The sequence below is a fragment of the Pseudonocardia sp. genome (genome assembly GCF_050250275.1).
Taxonomy (GTDB): Bacteria; Actinomycetota; Actinomycetes; order Mycobacteriales; family Pseudonocardiaceae; genus Pseudonocardia.
Genome location: NZ_JBFWOY010000016.1, coordinates 124777 through 145968, shown reverse-complemented (window position 1 = coordinate 145968; position 21192 = coordinate 124777). Strand labels below are relative to the sequence as shown.

The window sequence follows — 21192 nt, the reverse complement described above, 5'->3', positions numbered from 1 at the left end:
TCGCTCGCCGCCGCACCGACGTCATCTACGCCATGCTCCGCGACCGGCGCCCCTACGCACCACCGAGCGTCCCGACGCTGCCACCAGTGGCCGCAGCCGCTTGACAACCCCATAGAGACACCCCCCGACACCGGTGAGGCGGCGATGGACGGCATCGCGCGGGTCCTCTCCCCGGACGGCGAGCCCCTGCCCGACACGGCGGGGCCCGGCGTTGCCGCCGCCCGGCTCGGTGTCGAGGCGTGCGTCGTGACGCACCGGTCGGTCACCGCGACGTGGGACGCGCTGGTCCGGGTGATCGCCGCCCAGACCGCGATCTGGGCCGCCGTGCTCGACTTCGACTTCCAGCTCGCCACGATGCTCGACCGCAACCCGCGGAAACTGTCGTTGCACGAGCTCGAGGAGCGGTCGACGGACCTGCTCACCCTCTACGAGCGGGTGCAACGGTTCCGCGCGGAGATCGAGATGATCCCGCTGCACCTCACCGGCCGCGACCAGACGATCTGGAACCGGGTCAACGACGTGTGGCGGCTCAACGATCAGCTGTCGTCGCTCGACACGGGCCTGGGCGTGTGCGAGCACGTCCATGCCCACACCACGACCTCGCTCACCACCCGGCAGGGACGGTTCCTCAACGGTGTCGTCCTCGCCGTCACGATGCTGAGTCTCGCCACCTTCGGGCTGACGGCATGGGACTTCACGCAGAAGAACTTCGACGCCTTCCACTGGGTGAGCCTCGTCGTCGTCGCGGCGTCGCTGGTCGTGTCCGTCGTGCTGTTCCTGCGGGTGTGGACGCGGGCGACGGGCCGCGTGCCCCCCTGGACGCGTCGGCGCGCAGGCCCATGACGTCCGGGTCCTGGGTCCGCATGGGGTGTTCCAGGGATGCGGGACGCGGGCCACAACCGTGACGCCAGGTGCTTCGACGAGGGCATGCTGCAGCATTGACGAGCGCAACTGATGCGCAATACTGTTGTGTTGTCTACCACACGACATGCGCTATGCGTGCGTCGCCGACCGAGGGACTCACACGATGACCGCCAACTCCCAGCAACGGGTTCCGCAGACCCCGATCACCATGGAGGCGTGCATGATCCTCGCCTCCGGACCCGAGGACCAGTTCTGGCAGGCCCAGGAGCGCATGGGGCCGATCGTCGCAGCACAGCCCGGCTTCCGCGCCGTCATCGGCGGCCCGATCGCGGCATCGGGCTGGATGTACTTCTGCGGCAAGTTCGACTCGGCGTCCGACATGGACGCCTGGTACGACAGTCGCCGGCACAAACCTGTGATGGACAAGGCGCACACCACCTGGTTCGACGCCTTCTACATCCGCAAGTGGCGGGAGCTCGAGGCGGGGGAGCAGTTGGCCGGACCGCTGTTCAACGAGACCGCGATCGTCCCGGCCGAGGCGCTGCCGGCCGAGCGCGTCGATGCCCTCGTCGACTCGCTCCGTGAGGCCATGACGCGCCACGGCGCGCTGCCCTTCGAGACGCTCGCCGGCGAGTACGAGGGGCAGCCGTTCCAGTTCGTCGGCCCGCTCGAGGAGTTCCCCGTCGTCGCACCGGTCCGCTACCTGCTGGTGTCGCACTGGAGCGGCCCCGAGGCGCTCGACAAGTGGTTGAGCTCGCCGGAGTACGCGGCCCTCGCCGAGCTCGGCGAGGTCACCACCGAGACCCTGGTGCAGGTCGTCCACGACGCGGGCGAGCGTGAGGGTCTCAAGGCCGACGGTTCGCAGCGGGGCTGGTCGCGCGCCGCGTCGGGCGGCTGACCCGGCCGGCAACTCATGGGGACGAGGGCGGCGTCGATCCCGGCGCCGCCCTCCGCGTCGGCCGGACCCGTCGATCGTCATCGACCCGGCGGCGCCGTCCGACCGTTTGCTCCCGCATCAGCGGGGTGGGCCTCCCCGCCCACCCGCTTCGTCGTCGGCCGCCGGTGCGGACGGGCTGTCGCGCAGGTGCCCGGGCCGGGCGGCGACGACCCGGTCCCGGGCGCCGGGCGCAACCTTGCGCCAGCCGATGCGCGACGTCCGCGCCGGGCCCGGCCTCGGCGCCCTCGCGGCCGCGGGCTGCACCCCGGTCGCCGACGGCGGCGTCCACAGGCGCGACGCCGGTCGGTACCCCGGGACCCGGCCGTCGCAGCGGGCACGGCCGGCTCGCCGCAACCGACCCGGCGTCGCTGTGGCCGTCGGCCGGTCGGCTGATCGCCGGACCCGCTCCCGGCACGCGATGAGCTCTCCGGGCGGAGGTTTCGCCCGAGGTGGCCCGGGCCGGGGTCGAGGACCTGCGCCGACGTCGTTCGTCCGCGCGGGTGCCACACCCGACGTCACGTCGGGCTCGTGACCTTCGAGAAGGCTGGAACGTTTAGTCTGCTCGTGGCAGTGACGCCGAGAACATACTCGTCGAGGATGTCGACGCTGCGAGGTCCATCTTCCATGAGTCTCGGCGGCCGACCTTCCCCGGCGACGGACCATGCCCACGGGCCGCAATGCGTGCGGGCCGGCCCACATCTAGGAGAGTGAATGCGCGACACCACCGAGGACGCCGAATCCCCACCGGCCGCCGCGACTGTTCCGATGCGGATCGCGGTGGCGTCCGAGTCCGCCAAGTCGGAGACCCGGGTCGCGCTCTCCCCGGAGACCGTCGGCAAGGTCGTGGCGCTCGGTTACGGCGTGACCGTGCAGTCCGGTGCGGGTGCGCTGGCCGGGTTCGACGACGCCGCGTACGTCGGGGCGGGCGCCGAGGTGGTCGACGGGCCGGTCTGGGACTCCGACGTCGTCGTGATGATCAACCCGCCCGAGCCGGAGGAGATCGGCAAGCTCCGGTCGGGGTCGGCGCTGATCGCGATGCTCGCGCCGCGGTTCTCCGAGGAGCGCACCGCCGCGCTCGCCGCGCAGGGTGTCACCGCGCTGTCGATGGACGCGGTGCCCCGCATCTCGCGCGCGCAGTCGATGGACGTGCTGTCGTCGATGGCGAACATCGCCGGCTACCGCGCGGTGATCGAGGCGGCGCACGCCTTCGGCCGGTTCTTCACCGGCCAGGTCACCGCGGCGGGCAAGGTGCCGCCGGCGAAGGTCCTGGTCGCGGGCGCCGGTGTCGCGGGGCTCGCGGCGATCGCCGCGGCCAACAGCCTGGGCGCGATCGTGCGGGCCACCGACCCGCGCGCCGAGGTCGCCGACCAGGTCAAGTCGCTGGGGGGTGAGTACCTGGCGGTCGAGGTGGAGCAGGAGGCGTCCACCGACGGCTACGCCAAGGCCACCTCGGAGGCCTACGACAGGCGGGCGGCGGAGATCTACTCCGAGCAGGCCGCCGACGTCGACATCATCGTCACCACGGCGCTGATCCCGGGCCGCCCGGCGCCGAAGCTGATCACCGCGGCCGACGTGGCGTCGATGCGTCCCGGCTCGGTGATCGTCGACATGGCGGCCGCGCAGGGCGGCAACGTCGAGGGTTCGGTGGCCGGTGAGGTCGTCACGACCGAGCACGGCGTGACGATCATCGGCTACACCGACCTCGCGGCCCGGCTGCCCGCGCAGGCGTCGCAGCTCTACGGCACCAACGTGCTGAACCTGCTCAAGCTGATGACCCCGGACAAGGACGGGCGGCTCGCGCTCGACCTCGACGACACCGTCGTCCGCGGGCTGACGATCGCGCATGCGGGGGAGGTGCTCTGGCCGCCGCCCGCGGTGTCGGTGAGTGCGGCGCCCGCGGCCCCGCAGGCCGCCGTGGCGCCGGCGGAGAAGGCCCCGGAGAAGGAGCGGTCGCCGCTGGCGAAGGCGCTCCCGCCCGTCATCGGCGCGGTGGCGCTGTTCCTGGTCACGGCGTTCGCGCCGCCCGAGCTGGCCGGGCACCTCACGGTGTTCGTGCTGGCCATCGTGATCGGGTTCTACGTGATCGGGAACGTGCACCACGCGCTGCACACGCCGCTGATGTCGGTGACCAACGCGATCTCCGGGATCATCGTCGTCGGCGCGGTCCTGCAGATCGGCAGCGCCGGCGGCAACGGCCTGGTGCTGGGGCTGGCCGCGGTGGCGACGCTGTTCGCGTTCATCAACATCGTCGGTGGCTTCGCGGTGACCCGCCGCATGCTGTCGATGTTCTCGCGCAGCCCCGGGAGGAGCTGAACCATGCAGACGTGGACGACGGCGGCGTACCTGATCGCCGCCCTGCTGTTCGTGGTCAGCCTCGCCGGGCTCTCCAAGCACGAGACCTCCCGCTCCGGTGTCGTCTTCGGCATCGCCGGGATGACCATCGCGCTGGTCGCCACGGCGATCGTGGCGTTCGGCTCGGCGTCGGGGCTGGGCATCACGCTGCTGCTGGTGGCGCTGGTCATCGGCGCGGCGATCGGCCTGTGGCGGGCCCGGGTCGTGGAGATGACGGGCATGCCCGAGCTGATCGCGCTCATGCACAGCTTCGTCGGCCTCGCGGCCGTGCTCGTCGGCTGGAACGGCTACCTCGAGGTCGAAGGCGGCGCGGGCGGAGCCGGCGAGGCGCTGACCGGCTCGCTGCTGGGCATCCACCACGCCGAGGTCGCCATCGGCGTGTTCATCGGCGCGGTCACCTTCACCGGCTCGATCATCGCCTACCTGAAGCTGTCGGCCAAGATCAAGTCGGCGCCGCTGATGCTGCCGGGCAAGAACGTGCTCAACCTGGGCGCGCTGGTCGTGTTCGCGGCGTTCACCGTGTGGTTCGTGATCAGCCCTGCCCTGTGGATCCTCGCGGTCCTCACGGTGCTGGCGCTGCTGCTCGGCATCCACCTGGTGGCCTCGATCGGCGGCGGCGACATGCCCGTCGTCGTGTCGATGCTCAACAGCTACTCGGGCTGGGCCGCCGCGGCGTCGGGCTTCCTGCTGGGCAACGACCTGCTGATCATCACCGGCGCGCTCGTCGGCTCCTCGGGTGCCTACCTGTCCTACATCATGTGCAAGGCGATGAACCGCTCGTTCATCTCCGTCATCGCGGGCGGCTTCGGCGCGACGTCGTCGACGGCGGCCGCGGTCGAGGGCGAGCACCGCGAGGTCACCGCCGCGGGTGTCGCGGAGCTGCTGGCCGACGCCCGCTCGGTCGTCATCACCCCCGGCTACGGCATGGCGGTGGCGCAGGCGCAGTACCCGGTCGCGGAGCTGACCCGCAAGCTGCGCGACGCCGGCGTGCACGTGCGGTTCGGCGTGCACCCCGTCGCGGGGCGGCTGCCGGGGCACATGAACGTGCTGCTGGCCGAGGCGCAGGTGCCCTACGACATCGTGCTGGAGATGGACGAGATCAACGACGACCTCGCCGAGACCGACGTCGTCCTCGTCATCGGCGCCAACGACACGGTCAACCCGGCCGCGTCGGAGGACCCGGGCTCACCGATCGCCGGCATGCCGGTGCTGAAGGTGTGGGAGGCCAAGGACGTCATCGTGTTCAAGCGGTCCATGGCCACCGGCTACGCCGGTGTGCAGAACCCGCTGTTCTTCCGGGAGAACACCCAGATGCTCTTCGGCGACGCGAAGGCGCGCGTCGAGGACATCCTCGCCGAGCTCGGGGCCCACGTGCGCACCGGCTGACCTGCACGGCCACCACGCTCGACCACGGACTGCTCCCGGGGCGACCCGGGAGCAGTCCTGTGTCGGGGGTGGTCGGCCCGGCAGCCATCACCGGGCACTAGAACGTCGTGCGGCGAGCGCTACTCCCCGGCGTCGGGGTCGACCGCCTCCTGCGCACGGACGGCGATGGGTGCACCGGCGAGGTCCTCGTCGTTGCAGAGCAGCTTGACCTCGTAGTAGACCCCCTCGGGGCTGTCGTCGTAGTCGAGATGGACGCCGATGACGTCGACCGGCTCCCCGAGCCACTCCTGCACCTCGCGCAGCCAGCGGGCCGATCGCTCCAGTGCCGAGGGCAGGTCGTCGTCGCGGAAACCGACGGGTCGGAACGGTACGTCCTGGATCGCGTCGTGGCGGTGCAGCGGGCGGGGCAGACCCCGGGCCAGACCGGCGTCGTCGAGGTCCAGGGCGACAGAATTCTCACGCACCCGCCAAGGATGGCCCGCGGACCGTGGGCACGGCAAACACGACGACGCCGACGGGTGGGTCTGCGTCGGCGAGCCGCGCCCTGCGGCGCGCGGTGGCCCGGTGCCCACCGCGTGACCTGCGCGGGGCGATGCCGCTCCCGCGCCGCCCGGTCACGTCGACCGGAGGCGCAGCGCGAAGGGGATCGCGACCGCGCCCATGAGCAGCCCGCCGACGAGCGCCGAGCCGGGCCGCCCGAAGAAGGCGACGTGGGCGAGGACCGACGACGCGTACACCCACAGGTAGAGGGCCGCGGCGGGGCGGCTGACGTCGCCGGGGGCCGGTAGCAGCGCGTGCAGGATGCCGACGATGACGACGGCCACCAGCACCCAGCCCACGAAGTTGGTCAGCGGAACACCCGGGACGAGTGGGAGGCCGGGTGCCGGGTGCGTCCATGCCCAGTGCCCGGCGTCGACCATCTGCGGGTCCAGGAACACGTCCCAGGTGGCCAGGGCGAGCCCGCCGACGACTGTGACGCCGACCCTCGACGTGGCCAGGGCACGGCCCACGACCAGCGCCGGCCACGCCATCATCAGCCAGGCCAACGGCACGACGACCGGGACACCGATCAGCTCCGATCCCAGGGTGCCGGTGTAGGTGTACTCCCCGAACGGCACGCCCGTGGACACGCCGACGGCCTCGGCGACCAGCCCGACGCCACCTGCGACGGCGACCAGGGTGGCGGCGCCGCGCAGCCCGTGCCTGCGGGCGCAGTCGGCGAGCGCGGCGGCGGCGAAGACCACCACCGACAGCACGGTGACGGGGGTGCGCCAGGTGTCGGCGGTGAGCGGGTACGCGACCTGGACCAGAACGGCCGCGGCGACCAGGGACCAGGTGGCAGCCCCTTCCCGGGGCCGGCGGGCCAGGACGGTGGGGGAGCGCGACACGTACGACCTTCCGGCTCGGGCGCCGGTTCGGCGACGGGCCCGCGACGTACCCGGCCCCGCCACGGGCAAACACCGCTGTGACCCCGAGCGGCGCCGCGCCGCCCGACGCCCGCGGCTCTAGAGTCGGGCAGGGACGGTTGGTGCCAGGTCGACCACGGTGACGAGGACGGGTGATGGACGGGCTGGGGACCGGTTCGGCGCCGGTACGCGCCGTCGGCGGCGCGGTGGTGCGGACCGGTGCGGCGCTCGCCGTCGCCGCCACCCTGCACCAGCTGGTCAACCTGCGGTTCCTGCGTCGACCGCCGGCCGATCCGCCCGACGTCGACGAGACGGTGTCGATCCTGGTCCCCGCCAGGGACGAGGCGCACCGGGTGGGTGCCGCGGTGGCCTCGCTGAGGGCGCAGACGGGACTGCGCGCCGCGGAGGTCCTCGTCCTCGACGACGGCTCGACCGACGACACCGCGGCGGTCGCGGCCGCCGCGGGGGCCCGGGTGCTGACCGGCACCCCGCCGCCGCCGGGGTCACTGGGCAAGCCCCACGCCTGCGCGCAGCTGGCGGCGGCGGCCCGCGGGACGGTGCACGTGTACGTCGACGCCGACGTGGTCGTCGACCGCCGGGCTGTGGCCGCGGCGGTCACCCTGCTGCGGGAGGCCCACCTCGACCTGGTGTGTCCGTGGCCCCGCCAGCTCGCCACGGGGTGGGCGGCGCGGCTCGTGCAGCCGCTGCTGGCGTGGTCGTGGATGGTCACCCTGCCGTTGCGTGTCGCGGAACGCTCGGCCCGGCCGTCGATGGTCGCCGCCAACGGGCAGTTCCTGGTCGTCGACGCGGCGGCGCTGGAGCGCGCCGGGGGATGGGCGGCGGCGGACGCGGTGCTCGACGACATCGCGCTCGCCCGCGCGGTCCGCCGCGCCGGGGGCCGCACCGGGGTGGCCGACGGTTCCACCCTCGCGACGTGCCGCATGTACGACGGTTGGGACGAGGTGTCCGCCGGGTACCGGAAGTCGTTGTGGAGCGCGTTCGGCATCCCGGTGGCGGCGCTGCTCGCGCTGGTCTACGTCGTTCCCGCGCTCGCCGCGCTGCGTGGGTCCCGGGCCGGCCTGGTGGGTTACCTGGCGGCGGTCGTGAGCCGCGCCGTCGCGGCCGGCCGTACCGGCACCCGGGTCTGGCCTGACTCGTTGGCCCACCCGGTGTCGGTCGGGCTGGTGCTGGGCCTGCTCGTCGCGTCGCGGCGTGACCGGGCCGCGGGCAGGTTGTCGTGGAAGGGCAGGAAGGTGTGAGCCGGGTGGTCGTCGTCGGGGCCGGGCTCGGTGGGCTCGCCGCCGCGGCCCGGCTCGCAGCCGCCGGTCACCGGGTGGTGGTGCACGAGCGGGCGGCCACGCACGGCGGCAAGCTGGGGGCCTACGCCCGGGACGGGTTCACCTTCGACACCGGCCCGTCGCTGCTGACGCTGCCGCACGTGCTCGACGCCCTGTTCGCCGAGACGGGTGGTCACGCCGAGCTCGACGTCGTCCCCGTCGACCCGGTGTGCGCCTACAGGTTCTCCGACGGCACCCGTCTCGACATGCCGCACGACGCCGCGCAGGTTCCGGCCGCCCTCGACGCCGCGCTCGGGCCGGGCCGTGGCGCTGCCTGGTCGCGGCTGCACGCCCGCTCGGCCCGGCTGTGGTCGCTCGTCGGCGACCGGGTGCTGCGTGCCCCGTTCACGGGTGTCCGGGACCTTGCGCGGCTCGCGGGCGGCCCCGGCGACCTGCGGCTCGTCGCGCCCTGGCGCACGCTGGCGGGCCTCGGGGCGAGGATGCTGCCGGACCCCCGGCTGCGGACGTGGTTCGACCGTTACTCGACCTACTCCGGCTCGGACCCGCGGCGCACCCCGTCCGTCCTGTCGGTCACGCCCTACGTCGAGCAGCACTTCGGCGGCTGGTACGTCCGCGGCGGGCTGCGCGGCATCGCCGACGCCGTGCTGAAACGCTGCGTCGACCTCGGCGTGGCCGTGCACCTCGGGTCCGAGGTGACCCGGGTGAGCACGGTGGGCGGACACGTCACGGGAGTCGACGCCGCCGGCGGGTGGGACGCCGCGGACGTCGTGGTGTGCAACGCCGACGCCCACCACCTGTACGGCGACCTCGTCCGCGACCCGGCCGCGGCACCGGCGCGGCGTGCGCTGCGCCGCGCGCCCCGCTCGTCGGCGGGTGTCGTCCTGCTCCTCGCGCTCGACGGCCGCGCACCCGGGCCTGCGCACCGGGTGTTCTTCTCCGCCGACCACCACGCGGAGTTCGACGCGATCTTCGGCGTGCACCCGCGGCCGGTCCCGGACCCGACCGTCTACGTCCACGCCCCCGACGACCCGGCGCTTCGCCCGGACGACCACTGCGAGGGATGGTTCGTGCTCGTCAACGCCCCGCCGCACGATCCCGGCCGCGGCGTCGACTGGGACACGCCCGGGCTGGCCGAGGCGTACGCCGACCGGGTGCTCGCGGTCCTCGCCGAGCGGGGCGAGGACGTCCGCGACCGGATCCGGTGGCGCGAGGTGCGCACGCCGGCCGACCTGGAACGCGCCACCGGTGCACCCGGCGGGGCCATCTACGGGACGGCCTCGCACGGACCCCGGGCCGCGCTGCTGCGCCCGGCCAACAGGTCCCCCGTGCGGGGGCTGTACCTGGTCGGCGGGTCGGCCCATCCCGGTGGCGGGCTCCCGCTGGTGCTGCACTCCGCCGAGATCGTGGCCCGGCTCATCGGGGCACCGACCTGACGACGCCGACGGCCAGCTGCGCCAGTCCGACGCCCGCAAGTATCGCCCCGATCACGGTGCAGGCCGTGGCCCACTGCCAGCCTGTCAGCGGGGTACCCGCCGGCATGACCCCGGTACCGAGCGCGGCCACCAGCACCACGACGACACGGGTCGGCCGCTCCGCGACGGTCACCGCCCCCTGTCCTGCCATGCCCGCGGCCTGGGCGCGGGCCCGCACGTACTCGTGCAGCAGCACGGTCGCGCCGACGCCGACGCACCACCAGCCCGGTGCGCCGAGCCGGAACAGGACGGCCACGAGCAGCAGGTCACCGAGGCGGTCGGCGACGGCGTCCACGACCGCGCCGAGCGGGCGGGCCCGGCCGCTGCGCAGGGCGACGGCGCCGTCGAGCCCGTCGAGCAGGCCACCCACGACGAGGAGGAGCGCCGTCAGCAGCGGCCATCGCGTCGTGGCGACGGCGCCGGCGAGCGCGACCACCCCCAGCAGCGAGAGCACGTCCGGGTGCACCCTCGACAGGGGGCGGGCCAGCCACTGGACGAGCGCCACCCAGACCCGCGCGGGCAGCGGTACGCGGTCCATCCCGTGCAGGCGGGCCCAGCCGTCGACGCCCGTCGCCCGGTCCGGCCCCGCCACCGCGACAGCCTCGCACCCGGCCGCGGTGCCCGCCGGGGGCGTGGCGTGAGCAGCGTCCGCTCGTTCGTCCGCGAGGCCGGCCGGTCGTTCCCCGGCAGCGACGTCGCGCTGTGGGCTGCCGGCGCGACGTTCTTCGGCATCCTCGGGCTGGTCCCGCTCGCCCTGGTCGCGCTCCGGCTCGCGGGCGCCCTCGTCGGTGCCGATGTCGTCGCGGCCGGGATGGACACCGCCGTCACCGGGCTGCCCGGTGGGCACGGGACGGCCGAGGCACTGCGCACCCTGACCGCCACGGCGCTCGACCTCAGCCCGCTGCAGACCCTCGTCGCCCTGTTCCCGGCCAGCCTCTGGGGCGAAGGGCTGCGCCGGGCGTTCCTGCAGCTCTCGCCGCGCGACAGCGAGCGGCTGACCGGGTGGCGGGGCCGGCTCGGCCTGCTGCCGGTGGTGCTCGCCGCGCCCGTCCTCGTCGCCGGGGTCCTGGCGTGCGCGCCGTTCGTCGCCCCGCTCTACCGGGGTGGTGGCTGGTCGCTCGTGCTGGGCGTCGTCGTCGCGTTCCACGTCGTCTGGATCCTGGTGTCGATCGCGCTGGTCCTGGTCTACGCCTCGGTGGCGGCCGAGCGGCCGGGCGTCCGCGCCCTGCTGTGGGGCGGTTTCGGCACCGGCTCGGTGCTCGCCGGGTTCCTGCAGGGGTTCCTGCTGTTCCTGGCCATCCCCGTCGAGTGGTCGCTGCCCTTCGGCGGGCTCCCGGTGTTCGGGGCCGTCGCGGCCCTGGCGCTGTGGCTCTACCTCCTGCACATCCTCGTGCTGCTCGGCTACCGGGTCACCCTCGTGCTGGACGGGGTGCTCGGCGCCGGGCGCGGAACGGAACACCGGCGGTGAGCCCGCGCTGCGGCACCCCCACGATCTCCTCCGCGGCCGCGCCCACCTCGGCGAGGACGTCGTTCGCGGCGAGCACGCCGGTCAGCGCGGCGCGTTCCATCAACCCGGCCACGAACGGCGACTCGACGAAGTCACCGGCCAGGCGCACCCCGCGGGCGTCGGTGCGCACCCCCGGCCGGGTGCCCGCGGACCCGGGCGGGAACGCCGGGGCGGTGGCCTCGAACTGCTCGTGCCGGTGGACGACGCCCACGTCGCGGGTCTCCGGCCACAGCTGCCCGAGCTCGTCCCGCATCCGCGCGGTCGCGGTGGCGACGTCCGGGGCCGAGCAGGCGTAGGAGTGCAGCTCGACGACCGCGCCGCCCGTCCGGGCCGCCCACTGCGCCGACGGCTCCTCGAGTCGTGAGTAGACGGTCACCGAGTCCAGGGTCGGCTCGCCGCTGACCGCGCTGAAGACGGCACGTTCCGCCGCGACGTCCCGGTCGAGCCAGAGGCGGGCCACCGCGAACGGCGGCGCCGTGCGCAACGCGCCGACCTGCGCGGCGAGCCGCGGCGCGGCCCCGGCGGCGTCGGGGGAGTCCGCGAGCAACTGCCGCAACGCGCCGGGGTCGAGGGCCAGGACGACGTGGCGGAACGTGTCGGTGCCGGAGTCGGTGTCGAGCCGCCAGCCGGGCCCGTCGGGGGCCAGCCGGCGCACGGCGGCGCCGGTCCGCACCACGGCACCGTGACCTTCCAGGTGGCGGCGCAGCGGCGCCCAGATCGCCGTGAGGTGGTCGGTGGCAGGGGCGTCGAAGCCGATGCCCTCGGGATTGCCCAGGAAGTAGAAGTGGAACATCGCGACGAGCTCCGCCGCGGACAGCCCGTCCTGGTCGCAGAAGAAGGACCGCGCGAAGGCCTCGAACAGCATCTGCCGGGCCCGCTCGGGCATCGCGAGCCGGCCCAGGAACGCGGCCGCCGACTCGTGGTCGAGGTTGGCGGTCCCAACGCGGTCGTAGGACAGCAGCGCCATACCGGCCTCGGGGTCGGCGGCGGCCATGTCCCGCACGCCCAGGCTGGGTGACCGGGTGAGCAGCGCGAGCAGGTTCAGCGGCGGCGCGGCCGGCAACCCGCTCAGGTCCTCGTCCGGCCAGGACCGGGAGATCACCGGGTACCCGCCGACCGGGGTCAGGAAGCTCAGCGCCGGGTCGATGCGCCGCAGCACCGCCCGCCATGTGTAGTAGTGCCGGAAGAAGGCGTGGAACCCGTGCTCGACGACCTGTTCCGAGCCGTCCGGCAAACTGTCCGGCCATGCGCCGAGCCGCCCTCCCAGGGTGTCGGCCGCCTCCAGCAGGGTGACCTCGGCGCCGCGTTCGGCGAGGACGACGGCCGCGCTCGTGCCCGCCACCCCGGCCCCGACGACGGCGACGCGGGTCCCGGCCGGCACCGCGCGTGGCAGCGTGGGATCGGGGATCACCAGCCTGCGCGGGCGCATCCGCAGCGGCGCGGCCCGGCTGCGCAGCTCGTCGATCACCGGCGACCTCGCGGGTGGGCGCGGGCCACGCCATACGTGCGCGGTCGTCGGGGGTCGTGGGTACGCGTCACCGCGTCGACCCGAAGGAGCGGTCGGCGCAGCCGGCCGTGGGGCGGGATCATCGGGAACCTCCGGGGCGCTGGTCAGCGTTCAGCTACCCCGCTCCCCGTGGGTCGAACCACGGGGGCGCGTCAGGAGCCCGCGAGCGCTGCCCGTACGTCGTCGGGCCACGGGATCGCGGCCGGGGCGTCGGGCGTGGCGTTGACGACGGTCGTCGACCCGGCCGCGGCGACCGTCGTGCCGGAGCGGACCTCGAAGTCGTAGCGCATCGACGTCGTCCCGACGTGCCCGATGGTCAGGTCGATCTCGACCTCGTCGCCGAACCAGAGCCGGGCCCGGAAGTCGGTCTCGTAGCGCACGCGGGGGATGCGGCCGAAAAGGCCGGCGAGGCCGAGCCGCCCGAGCAGCTCGGCTTCGGCCGCCTCGACCCAGCGGAGCACGACGCCGTTGTAGTGGTGCCCGGAGGCGTCGGTGTCGGACCACTCGACGGTGCGCCGGATGGTGACGGCCGGCCGGGTTGCCGCCGCGGTCACGCGGTGACCGTCGGGGTGGGGTCGGTGAACGCGTACTCGCCTCCGAGCAGCGCGCCGCCGAGGGGCGCGACCGCGGGCAGGCCGAGGGCGCGCAGCATCCGGTGTGTCGTCGCGACGGCCGCCGACAGCACCGGCTTGCCCAGCAGCTGCTGCACCTCGTCGATGACGTCGAGCGAGGGCATCTGCACGCACGCCGACAGCACGACGGCGTCGGCGTCGGGCCGGTCGAGCTCGCGGGCGTGCGCGATCAGCCCGCGCGGGTCGAGGGCGGCGACGTCGAGGTTGCCGGGCACGCCGAGCGCGCGGTGGTCGAGCACGGTGACGCCCTCGGCCTCGATGTAGTCGACGACGGTGCGGGTCAGCTCCGGCAGGTACGGAGCGATCAGCACGATCCGCCGTGCGTCGAGCACCCGCAGGCCGTCGACGAGGGCACCGGCGCTGGTCACGACGGGTGCGGGGCCGCCGTTGTCGACGGTCCGCCCGTGCAGCCGCCGCTGCGACTCGCGGTGGTAGCCCGGGCCCATGCTCATGATCGCGACGAGGCAGGCGTAGCCGAGGACGTCGACGCGGGCGTCGGAGAGCTCGACGGCGCAGCGGTCGGACTCGCCGTCCATCGCGGCGAGCTCGTCGGCGGTCACCCGCGTCATGCGCATCCGGCTGGAGTGGAAGGTGAACCGTTCCGGCGCCACGGTCTCCCGTGCGCGCAGCAGCGCCGGGATCTCGGTCTCCATCGTCACGTTCGAGCTGGGGACGATCTGGCCGATCCGGTAGGGGCGGGTCATCGGGCGTCCACGACCGGGTTGCGCAACGTGCCGATGCCCTCGACGGTCGCCTCGACGACGTCGCCGGGGCGCAGGAACTGCGGCGGGTTCTGGGCCGCGCCGACGCCCTGGGGCGAGCCGGTGGCGATGACGTCGCCGGGCTCCAAGGTCATGCCGGAGGAGATGTCGGCGATCAGCTCGGCGACGGTGAACAGCATGTGGGCGGTGTTGCCCTTCTGCTTCACCTCGTCGTTGACCTTCAGCCCCAGGGCGAGGGTCTGCGGGTCGGGCACCTCGTCGGCGGTGCGGACGGCGGGGCCGAAGGGCGCGTAGGAGTCCTGGCCCTTGGAGAAGAACCACTGCCCGGAGCGGCGCTGGTCGCGCGCGGAGATGTCGTTGACGATCGAGTACCCGAAGACGTGCGCGAGCGCGTCCTCGCGCGACACCTTCCGTGCCGCCCGGCCGATGACGACGGCGAGCTCGCACTCCCAGTCGAGCTGCTCGGTGAGGTTGCCGTCGTGCAGGATCGGCTCCCCGGGCCCGACGACGGCCGTGGCCGGTTTGGAGAACAGCACGGGCCGCGTCGGCAGCTCCTTGTGGGTGTCGAGGGTCCGGGCCGACTCGTCGACGTGCTCGACGTAGTTGAGCCCGACCCCGACGATCTTCCCCGGGCGGAACGGGGCGTGCAGCCGCACGGAGTCGCGGGGGGTGCGGGGCCCGTCGAGGGCCGGGAGATCGGCGCCGAACAGGGCGCGCAGGTCCGTGACGTGCGCGGACAGGTCGACGACCTCGTCGCCGTCGAGGGCGCCGGGGCGGCCCGGGCCGCTGTCGGTGGAGAAGGTGACCAGGAGCATCGGGGTTCCCTTTCAGACGGTCTGGCGGCCGTCGTTGTCGGCGTAGGCCTCTTCGCGGTAGAAGCCGAGCGAGCGCATCACCGGGAAGTCGGTGAAGGAGAACAGGCACGCGTCGTCGGAGGTGTCGGCGTTGGCGTGCTCGTGCCAGGCCCACGACGGGATCACGAAGATGTCGCCCTCGGTCCAGTCGTAGCGGACGCCGTTGATGATCGTGTGGCCCGCGCCCTTGGCGGCGGTGTAGACCTGCGAGCCGACCTGGCGGTGGGCCAGCGTGTGCTCGCCGGGGCGCAGCATCTGCATGTGCGCGCTCATCGTCGGCATGACGGATCCGCCGGTCAGCGGGTTGGAGTACTCCATGATGATGCCGTCGTAGGGGGAGCCGTCGGAGGCCTTCGCGGCGTTCTGCAGCGCCTCGTAGGTGGGTTCCCACGGGTAGGCGGTCAGCGGTGAGTACCGCTTGTCCCACGGGTCGCCGACCGGGCGCAGCTGCCCGGCGCCGTAGGTGAGCACCGAGGAGTTCGTGACGCCGTCCTGCTTCTGGCGGACGTCGGGGTGTACCTCGTAGAACGGCGCGTCCAGCGCGTTGACCAGCGGGATGTCGAGCCCGTCCTGCCAGATCACGGCGCCGTCGGCCTCGAGGCCCTCGTTGCCGTGCTCGTGCCAGGTCCAGTTCGGGGTGATCGCGAAGTCGCGCGGACCGACCGTGAGCTTCTGCCCGTCGACGATCGTCCAGGCGCCCTCGCCCTCCAGGACGAACCGCAGTGCCGACGCCTGGTGGCGGTGCGCGGTCATCGACTCGCCGGGTGCCATGACCTGCAGGCCGGTGTAGAGCAGCCCGCAGGTGGCGGCGATGTCGCGCAGGTCGGGGTTGTAGAGCGCGACGACGCGGCGGCCGGCGTCGTCACCACTGACCAGTCCCAGTGCCTCCAGCACGAGGGGCCGCAGGTCGGCGTAGCGCCACAGCATCGGGCGCGAGCGCGGCTGCGGGTACCAGGGCTCGATCTTGTTGGCGATCTTCCACAGGGCGCCGGCCTCGAGGTCCTCGAGGCGGCGGTAGTAGGCCTGCAGCTCCGCGGTGTCGCGCACCCTGGCGCGTCCGAGGACGTCGTCACTCAGGTCGGTCATCACGTCTCCTCGTCTCTCGTCGCCGACTCAACATAGCGTCTTTTCGACGACAGCAACAGATGCTAATGTTGCGTTCAGTCGACCAGGGTCAGGAGTGAGGAATATGAGGATCGCCGTCGTGGGTGGAGGTCCGGGCGGCCTCTACCTCGCCGCGCTGGCGAAGCAGCTCGACCCCGACCGCGAGGTCGTGGTGTTCGAGCGCAACGCCGTCGACGACACGTTCGGCTTCGGCGTCGTCTTCTCCGACGAGACCCTCGACGGCCTGGAGCAGGCCGACCCGGTCCTGTTCGCCGCGTTGTCGGCCCGGTTCGCCCGCTGGTCCGACATCGACGTCGTGCACCGCGGCGAGACGGTCACCTCCGGCGGGCACGGGTTCTCCGCGATCAACCGCCGCGTCCTGCTGGAGCTGCTCGCGACCCGCTGCGCCGAAGTGGGCGTCGACCTGCGGTTCCGCTCCGTCGCCCCGCCCGTCGAGGCGCTGCGCACGGACTACGACCTCGTCGTCGCCGCCGACGGCGCGCGCTCGGCCATCCGCGCCGCGCACGCCGACGTCTTCGGCCCCGAGCTCGACGTCCGCAGCGCCCGCTACATGTGGCTGGGCACCGACCGGGTGCTCGACGCGTTCACCTTCGTCGCGAAGCAGACCCCGCACGGAACGCTGATGGTGCACTCCTACCCGTTCTCCGACCAGCGGTCGACGTTCATCGTCGAGACCGCCGAGAAGACATGGCGCGCACTGGGTTTCGACGCCGTCGACGCCGACTCGCTGCCGCCCGGCGCCAACGACGAGGCGAGCATCGCCGCGATCGCCGAGCTGTTCGCCGACGAGCTGGGCGGCGCCGCGCTCGTCGCGAACAACTCGAAGTGGCTACGGTTCACCACCGTCCGCAACCGCCGCTGGCACGACGGCAACCTCGTCCTGCTCGGCGACGCCGCGCACACCGCGCACTTCTCCATCGGCTCGGGCACCAAGCTCGCGATGGAGGACGCGCTCGCGCTCGCCGCGTCGCTGCGCCGGTACGCCGACGTCCCCACCGCGCTCGCGGCCTACGAGGCCGAGCGCCGGCCCGTCGTCGAGTCGACGCAGCGCGCCGCGCAGGCGAGCCTGGAGTGGTTCGAGGACGTCGACCACGTGACCGGCCTCGACCCGCAGCAGTTCGCGTTCAACCTGCTCACCCGCAGCCGCCGCGTCACGTTCGACAACCTCGCGGTCCGCGACCCCGAGTACGCCACGCGCGTGCGTACCCACTTCGCGCCCGGGGCGCCCCCGCTGTTCCAGCCGTTCCCGCTCGGGAACCTGGTGCTGCCCAACAGGGTCGTCGCCGCACCGGTCACCGTCGATGCCGCCCGCGACGGCGTTCCCGGCGACGCGGAGATGCTCCTGCTGTCGGCGGCCGCCGTCGGGGGAGCGGGGCTGGTGCTCACCGGCGGGACGGCTGTCGCCCCCGACGGGCGCGCGTGCGCGCAGAGCAGCGGGCTGTGGTCCGACGCGCACGTCGCCGCCTGGCGCGCCATCACCGACCGCATCCACGCGACCTCCGACGCCCGGGTCGGCGTCCAGCTCACCCACGCCGGGCGCCGCGGCGTCGCCCCCGTCGCACCGACGCCGATCCCGTACCGCGACGGCGACCCGGCGCCCGGTCCCGTCGACGAGGACGGCGTCGTCGCCGCCTTCGCCGCGGCCGCCCGCCGCGCCGCCGACGCCGGGTTCGACGTGCTCGAACTCCACGCCGGGCACGGCCACCTGCTCTCGTCCCACCTGTCGCCGCTCACCCACCCCGGCTCCCTCGCCGACCGGTTGCGGTTCCCGCTGCGCGTGCTCGACGCCGTCCGCGCCGTCTGGGCGGGCCCGCTGCTCGTCCGCATCTCCGCCGTCGACCACGCACCGGGCGGGCAGACCGTCACCGACGCCGTCGAGATCAGCCGGGCGCTCGCCGCACACGGCGCCGACATGATCGACGTGTCGTCCGGCGAGGTCGTCGCCCACCAGCGGCCCAACTACGGCCGCAGCTACCAGACCCCCCTCGCCGAGCGGATCCGTCACGACGCCGGCGTCCCGGTGATCGCCGTCGGCGGCATCTCCACCGCCGACGACGCCAACTCGATCGTCCTGGCCGGGCGCGCCGACCTCGTCGGTGTCGGCCGGGCGATGCTGCACGACCCCGCCTGGGCGCTGCACGCCGCGGTCGCGCTGGGCTGGGACGAGATGCCGTGGCCCGCGCACCTGCGCGCAGGCGCCGCACCGCCACCCACCGCCCGGCGGGTCCCGCCGCGGCTCACGCTCACCGATCCCGAGCCCGTGCCGGTCCACCGGCGCTGGCGTCCGCTGCTCACCTCGGCGAAGGGCTGACCGCCATGCTGGAGCTGCCGCGTTTCACCGCCGCCGCCGTCCAGGCCGCACCCGTCTACCTCGACGCGACGGCCACCGTCGCGAAGGCCGCCGACCTGGTCGCCGAGGCGGCCGGGAACGGCGCGACGCTCGTCGCGTTCCCCGAGGCGTTCGTGCCGGGGTACCCGTACTGGAACTGGACGATGAACCCGGTGCAGGGCTCGCCGTGGTTCGAACGCCTGTACCGTAACGCGATCGACGTCCCCGGCCCCGAGGTCGACACCCTGCGCGACGCGGCGCGGCGCCACGGCGTCACCGTCGTCATCGGGGTGAACGAGCGCGGCGCGCACAGCCTCGGCGTCCTCTACAACACGATGCTCACGATCTCCCACACCGGCGAGCTGATCGGCGTGCACCGCAAGCTCGTCCCGACGTGGGCGGAGAAGCTCACCTGGACCGGCGGCGACGGCAGCTCGCTCGTCGTGCACGACACCCCCGTCGGCAAGCTCGGTGTGCTGGCCTGTGGGGAGAACACCAACACCCTCGCCCGGTTCGCGCTGCTGGCCCAGGGCGAGCAGGTGCACGTCGCCTCCTACATCGCGCTGCCCGTCGCGCCCGAGGACTACGACATGGCCGAGGCCATCGCGATCCGCACCGCCGCGCACGCCTTCGAGGGCAAGGTCTTCTCGGTGGTGGCGACGTCGGTCGTGTCCGAGGAGATCGTCGACGCCGTCGCCGGTGACGACGAAGCCGTCCGCAAGCAGCTGTCCCGTCCCCGCAACGCCCTGTCCGGCATCTTCGGGCCCGACGGCCGCCCCGTCGTGGAACCGCTGATCGACGACGAGGGCATCGTCTACGCCGAGATCGACCTCGCGCGCAGCATCCAGGCCAAGCAGATGCACGACATCATCGGGCACTACAACCGGTTCGACGTCCTGTCGCTGCACCTCGACGCGACGCCGCGGGTGCCGCTCGTGGTCACGGGCCGCGCGGACGTCGTTCCCGGCGAGGACACCGACGCAGGGGAGGTCGAGCGATGAGCGCCCACGTCGACACGTTCTGCCGCGACGGGCTGCCACCGGCCGGGCAATGGCCCGAGCTCGTGTTCGACCTGCCCGAGCTGCGCTACCCGGCCCGGCTCAATGCCGCGACCGCCCTGCTCGACGACACGATCGCCCGGTTCGGCCCCGACCGCCCCTGCCTGTGCTCGCCCGCAGAGACCTGGACCTACGGCGAGGTCCTGGCCCGGGCCAACCGGATCGCGCACGTCCTCACCGCCGACCTCGGCGTCGTCCCCGGCAACCGGGTCCTGCTCCGCGGTCCCAACACCCCGTGGCTCGCGGCCTGCTGGCTCGCGGTCCTCAAGGCCGGGGCGGTCGCCGTCGCCACCATGCCGCTGCTGCGCCGCCACGAGCTCGACAAGATCGTCGCGACGGCCCGGCCCACCGTCGCGCTGTGCGACGAGCGCTTCCTCGACGAGCTCCCGCCCGAGGTGCCGGTGGTGTCGTTCGGGAAGGACCTGCAGGCCCGCTGCGCCCGGCACCCGGCGACGTTCGCCGACGTCGAGACCGCCGCCGACGACGTCGCGCTGCTCGCCTTCACCTCGGGCACCACCGGCCGCCCGAAGGCGACGATGCACTTCCACCGCGACGTCCTCGCCATCGCCGACACGTTCTCCGCGCACGTGCTCGAACCCCGCCCCGACGACGTGTTCTCCGGGACCCCGCCGCTCGCGTTCACCTTCGGCCTCGGCGGGCTGCTCGTGTTCCCGCTGCGGGCGGGCGCGTCGGTGCTGCTGGTCGAACGCGCGACACCCACCGAACTGGCCCGGACCGCCGCCGAGCACGGCGTGACCGTCCTGTTCACCGCGCCGACCGCCTACCGCGCCATCCTCGAGACCGGCGACGGGCACCTGCTCGCCGGTGTCCGGCGCGCCGTGTCGGCGGGGGAGGCGCTGCCTGCCGAGGTGGCCGTGCACTACCGCGAGACCGTCGGACGGCCGTTGGTCGACGGCATCGGCGGCACCGAGATGCTGCACGTGTTCATCTCCGCCGCCGGCGACGACGCCCGCCCCGGCGCCACCGGCCGCGTCGTCCCCGGGTTCCGCGCCGAGGTGCACGACGTCGACGGCCGGCCCGTCCCCGACGGCACCCCCGGCCTGCTCGCGGTGAAGGGCCCGACCGGCTGCCGCTACCTCGACGACCCCCGCCAGACCGACTACGTCCGCGACGGCTGGAACATCACCGGCGACGTCTACGTCCGCGACGCCGAGGGCTGGTTCCACTACGTCGCCCGCGCCGACGACATGATCGTCTCCTCCGGCTACAACATCGCCGGCCCCGAGGTGGAGGAGCTGCTGCTCACCCACCCCGACGTCGTCGAGTCCGGTGTCGTCGGCGCGCCCGACCCGCAGCGCGGGTCGGTCGTCACCGCGTTCGTCGTGCTCCGCGACGGCGTCGCCCCCGGCCCGGCGACCGCCAAGGCACTGCAGGACCACGTCAAGGCCGTCGGCGCGCCGTACAAGTACCCGCGCCGGGTCGAGTTCGTGGATGCGTTGCCGCGCAACGCCTCCGGCAAGCTGCTCCGGGTCGCGCTGCGCGAACGCGCGGCGGCGGCCGCGGCGGGTCCCGGGAGCCCGGCCACCAGCCCGGCCCCACGCACGCCCGCCACCGCATGACCTGACGAGCGCGACGTCCACCTGCGCACCGCGCCGGCCGCCTCCGCCGCGACCGACGACGAGCAGCGGGCCGCGGACGCGTTCGCCGCCCCGCACCCGGGCCGGGCCGGGCCGCCGCGACGGACACCTGATGCAACCGGCCCCGGGTGCGTCACACTGGCGG

General features: G+C 73.8%; 18 protein-coding genes. 10 read left to right on the top strand and 8 right to left on the bottom strand.

Annotated features, from left to right (window positions below; translation table 11 throughout):
* Positions 1-144: 144 nt before the first annotated feature.
* The 4 genes from AB7F12_RS16395 to pntB all read left to right on the top strand — a co-directional run bounded on the left by AB7F12_RS16395 (position 145) and on the right by pntB (position 5539).
* Positions 145-843 carry a hypothetical protein gene (locus AB7F12_RS16395; protein WP_428502539.1) on the top strand — a complete coding sequence of 233 codons (699 nt, stop codon included), beginning with the start codon at positions 145-147 and terminating at the stop codon, positions 841-843.
* A 184-nt stretch (positions 844-1027) separates the two neighbouring features.
* Complete coding sequence (locus AB7F12_RS16390; protein ID WP_428502540.1) at positions 1028-1762, top strand: hypothetical protein; 735 nt, start codon at positions 1028-1030, stop codon at positions 1760-1762.
* A gap of 750 nt (positions 1763-2512) precedes the next feature.
* Positions 2513-4114 (top strand): Re/Si-specific NAD(P)(+) transhydrogenase subunit alpha, encoded by a 1602-nt coding sequence (locus tag AB7F12_RS16385; RefSeq protein WP_428502541.1) that lies wholly within the window; start codon positions 2513-2515, stop codon positions 4112-4114.
* Between the two features lie 3 nt (positions 4115-4117).
* Positions 4118-5539 (top strand): Re/Si-specific NAD(P)(+) transhydrogenase subunit beta, encoded by a 1422-nt coding sequence (gene pntB / locus AB7F12_RS16380; protein WP_428502542.1) that lies wholly within the window; start codon positions 4118-4120, stop codon positions 5537-5539.
* Positions 5540-5658: 119 nt separating this feature from the next.
* Here the strand turns inward: pntB and AB7F12_RS16375 are convergent, their stop codons facing one another.
* The gene (locus AB7F12_RS16375) at positions 5659-6003 is read right to left on the bottom strand and encodes a hypothetical protein (RefSeq protein ID WP_428502543.1); all 345 of its coding nucleotides are present in this window, start codon (positions 6001-6003) and stop codon (positions 5659-5661) included.
* 150 nt (positions 6004-6153) lie between these two features.
* Entirely contained in the window at positions 6154-6927 is a 774-nt protein-coding gene (locus AB7F12_RS16370) for a carotenoid biosynthesis protein (protein WP_428502544.1), read from the bottom strand.
* Between the two features lie 173 nt (positions 6928-7100).
* Here AB7F12_RS16370 and AB7F12_RS16365 point away from each other — a divergent pair, with 173 nt between their 5' ends.
* Both AB7F12_RS16365 and AB7F12_RS16360 read left to right on the top strand, forming a co-directional pair.
* Entirely contained in the window at positions 7101-8204 is a 1104-nt protein-coding gene (locus tag AB7F12_RS16365; RefSeq protein WP_428516711.1) for a glycosyltransferase, read from the top strand.
* Positions 8205-8209: 5 nt separating this feature from the next.
* Positions 8210-9676 (top strand): phytoene desaturase family protein, encoded by a 1467-nt coding sequence (locus tag AB7F12_RS16360; RefSeq protein WP_428500953.1) that lies wholly within the window; start codon positions 8210-8212, stop codon positions 9674-9676.
* Here the strand turns inward: AB7F12_RS16360 and AB7F12_RS16355 are convergent.
* The gene (locus tag AB7F12_RS16355) at positions 9657-10307 is read right to left on the bottom strand and encodes a CDP-alcohol phosphatidyltransferase family protein (protein WP_428500954.1); all 651 of its coding nucleotides are present in this window, start codon (positions 10305-10307) and stop codon (positions 9657-9659) included. The genes AB7F12_RS16360 and AB7F12_RS16355 overlap by 20 nt on opposite strands.
* Before the next feature lie 45 nt (positions 10308-10352).
* On the opposite strand from AB7F12_RS16355, the gene AB7F12_RS16350 reads away from it, so the two are divergent.
* The gene (locus tag AB7F12_RS16350) at positions 10353-11183 is read left to right on the top strand and encodes a YhjD/YihY/BrkB family envelope integrity protein (protein WP_428500955.1); all 831 of its coding nucleotides are present in this window, start codon (positions 10353-10355) and stop codon (positions 11181-11183) included.
* Here AB7F12_RS16350 and AB7F12_RS16345 read toward each other — a convergent pair.
* From AB7F12_RS16345 to AB7F12_RS16325, 5 genes are all read right to left on the bottom strand, one after another.
* Positions 11125-12690, bottom strand: coding sequence for an FAD-dependent oxidoreductase (locus tag AB7F12_RS16345; protein ID WP_428500956.1), 1566 nt, complete (start codon positions 12688-12690; stop codon positions 11125-11127). The genes AB7F12_RS16350 and AB7F12_RS16345 overlap by 59 nt on opposite strands.
* A gap of 191 nt (positions 12691-12881) precedes the next feature.
* Positions 12882-13283, bottom strand: a complete 402-nt coding sequence (locus tag AB7F12_RS16340) for an acyl-CoA thioesterase (protein ID WP_428500957.1) — start codon at positions 13281-13283, stop codon at positions 12882-12884.
* Positions 13280-14065: a maleate cis-trans isomerase family protein gene (locus AB7F12_RS16335; RefSeq protein ID WP_428500958.1), complete on the bottom strand. Its 786-nt coding sequence runs from the start codon at positions 14063-14065 to the stop codon at positions 13280-13282. Before AB7F12_RS16335 ends, AB7F12_RS16340 begins: the two co-directional genes overlap by 4 nt.
* Positions 14062-14898, bottom strand: coding sequence for a fumarylacetoacetate hydrolase family protein (locus AB7F12_RS16330; RefSeq protein WP_428500959.1), 837 nt, complete (start codon positions 14896-14898; stop codon positions 14062-14064). Before AB7F12_RS16330 ends, AB7F12_RS16335 begins: the two co-directional genes overlap by 4 nt.
* A 12-nt stretch (positions 14899-14910) precedes the next feature.
* Positions 14911-16023 (bottom strand): cupin domain-containing protein, encoded by a 1113-nt coding sequence (locus AB7F12_RS16325; RefSeq protein WP_428500960.1) that lies wholly within the window; start codon positions 16021-16023, stop codon positions 14911-14913.
* A gap of 103 nt (positions 16024-16126) precedes the next feature.
* Here AB7F12_RS16325 and AB7F12_RS16320 point away from each other — a divergent pair, with 103 nt between their 5' ends.
* From AB7F12_RS16320 to AB7F12_RS16310, 3 genes are read left to right on the top strand one after another with little or no spacing between them, the layout of a single operon-like run.
* Positions 16127-18373, top strand: coding sequence for an FAD-dependent monooxygenase (locus AB7F12_RS16320; protein ID WP_428500961.1), 2247 nt, complete (start codon positions 16127-16129; stop codon positions 18371-18373).
* A 5-nt stretch (positions 18374-18378) separates the two neighbouring features.
* Positions 18379-19392 carry a carbon-nitrogen hydrolase family protein gene (locus AB7F12_RS16315; protein WP_428500962.1) on the top strand — a complete coding sequence of 338 codons (1014 nt, stop codon included), beginning with the start codon at positions 18379-18381 and terminating at the stop codon, positions 19390-19392.
* Positions 19389-21029, top strand: a complete 1641-nt coding sequence (locus AB7F12_RS16310; RefSeq protein WP_428500963.1) for an AMP-binding protein — start codon at positions 19389-19391, stop codon at positions 21027-21029. Before AB7F12_RS16315 ends, AB7F12_RS16310 begins: the two co-directional genes overlap by 4 nt.
* The last annotated feature ends 163 nt before the right edge of the window (positions 21030-21192 follow it).

Coding starts and splice junctions, on each gene's coding strand:
- AB7F12_RS16395 (WP_428502539.1), top strand. CDS start 145: ATGGACGGCATCGCGCGGGTCCTCTCCCCGGACGGCGAGCCCCTGCCC.
- AB7F12_RS16390 (WP_428502540.1), top strand. CDS start 1,028: ATGACCGCCAACTCCCAGCAACGGGTTCCGCAGACCCCGATCACCATG.
- AB7F12_RS16385 (WP_428502541.1), top strand. CDS start 2,513: ATGCGCGACACCACCGAGGACGCCGAATCCCCACCGGCCGCCGCGACT.
- pntB (WP_428502542.1), top strand. CDS start 4,118: ATGCAGACGTGGACGACGGCGGCGTACCTGATCGCCGCCCTGCTGTTC.
- AB7F12_RS16365 (WP_428516711.1), top strand. CDS start 7,101: ATGGACGGGCTGGGGACCGGTTCGGCGCCGGTACGCGCCGTCGGCGGC.
- AB7F12_RS16335 (WP_428500958.1), bottom strand. CDS start 14,065: ATGACCCGCCCCTACCGGATCGGCCAGATCGTCCCCAGCTCGAACGTG.
- AB7F12_RS16330 (WP_428500959.1), bottom strand. CDS start 14,898: ATGCTCCTGGTCACCTTCTCCACCGACAGCGGCCCGGGCCGCCCCGGC.
- AB7F12_RS16325 (WP_428500960.1), bottom strand. CDS start 16,023: ATGACCGACCTGAGTGACGACGTCCTCGGACGCGCCAGGGTGCGCGAC.
- AB7F12_RS16320 (WP_428500961.1), top strand. CDS start 16,127: ATGAGGATCGCCGTCGTGGGTGGAGGTCCGGGCGGCCTCTACCTCGCC.
- AB7F12_RS16315 (WP_428500962.1), top strand. CDS start 18,379: ATGCTGGAGCTGCCGCGTTTCACCGCCGCCGCCGTCCAGGCCGCACCC.
- AB7F12_RS16310 (WP_428500963.1), top strand. CDS start 19,389: ATGAGCGCCCACGTCGACACGTTCTGCCGCGACGGGCTGCCACCGGCC.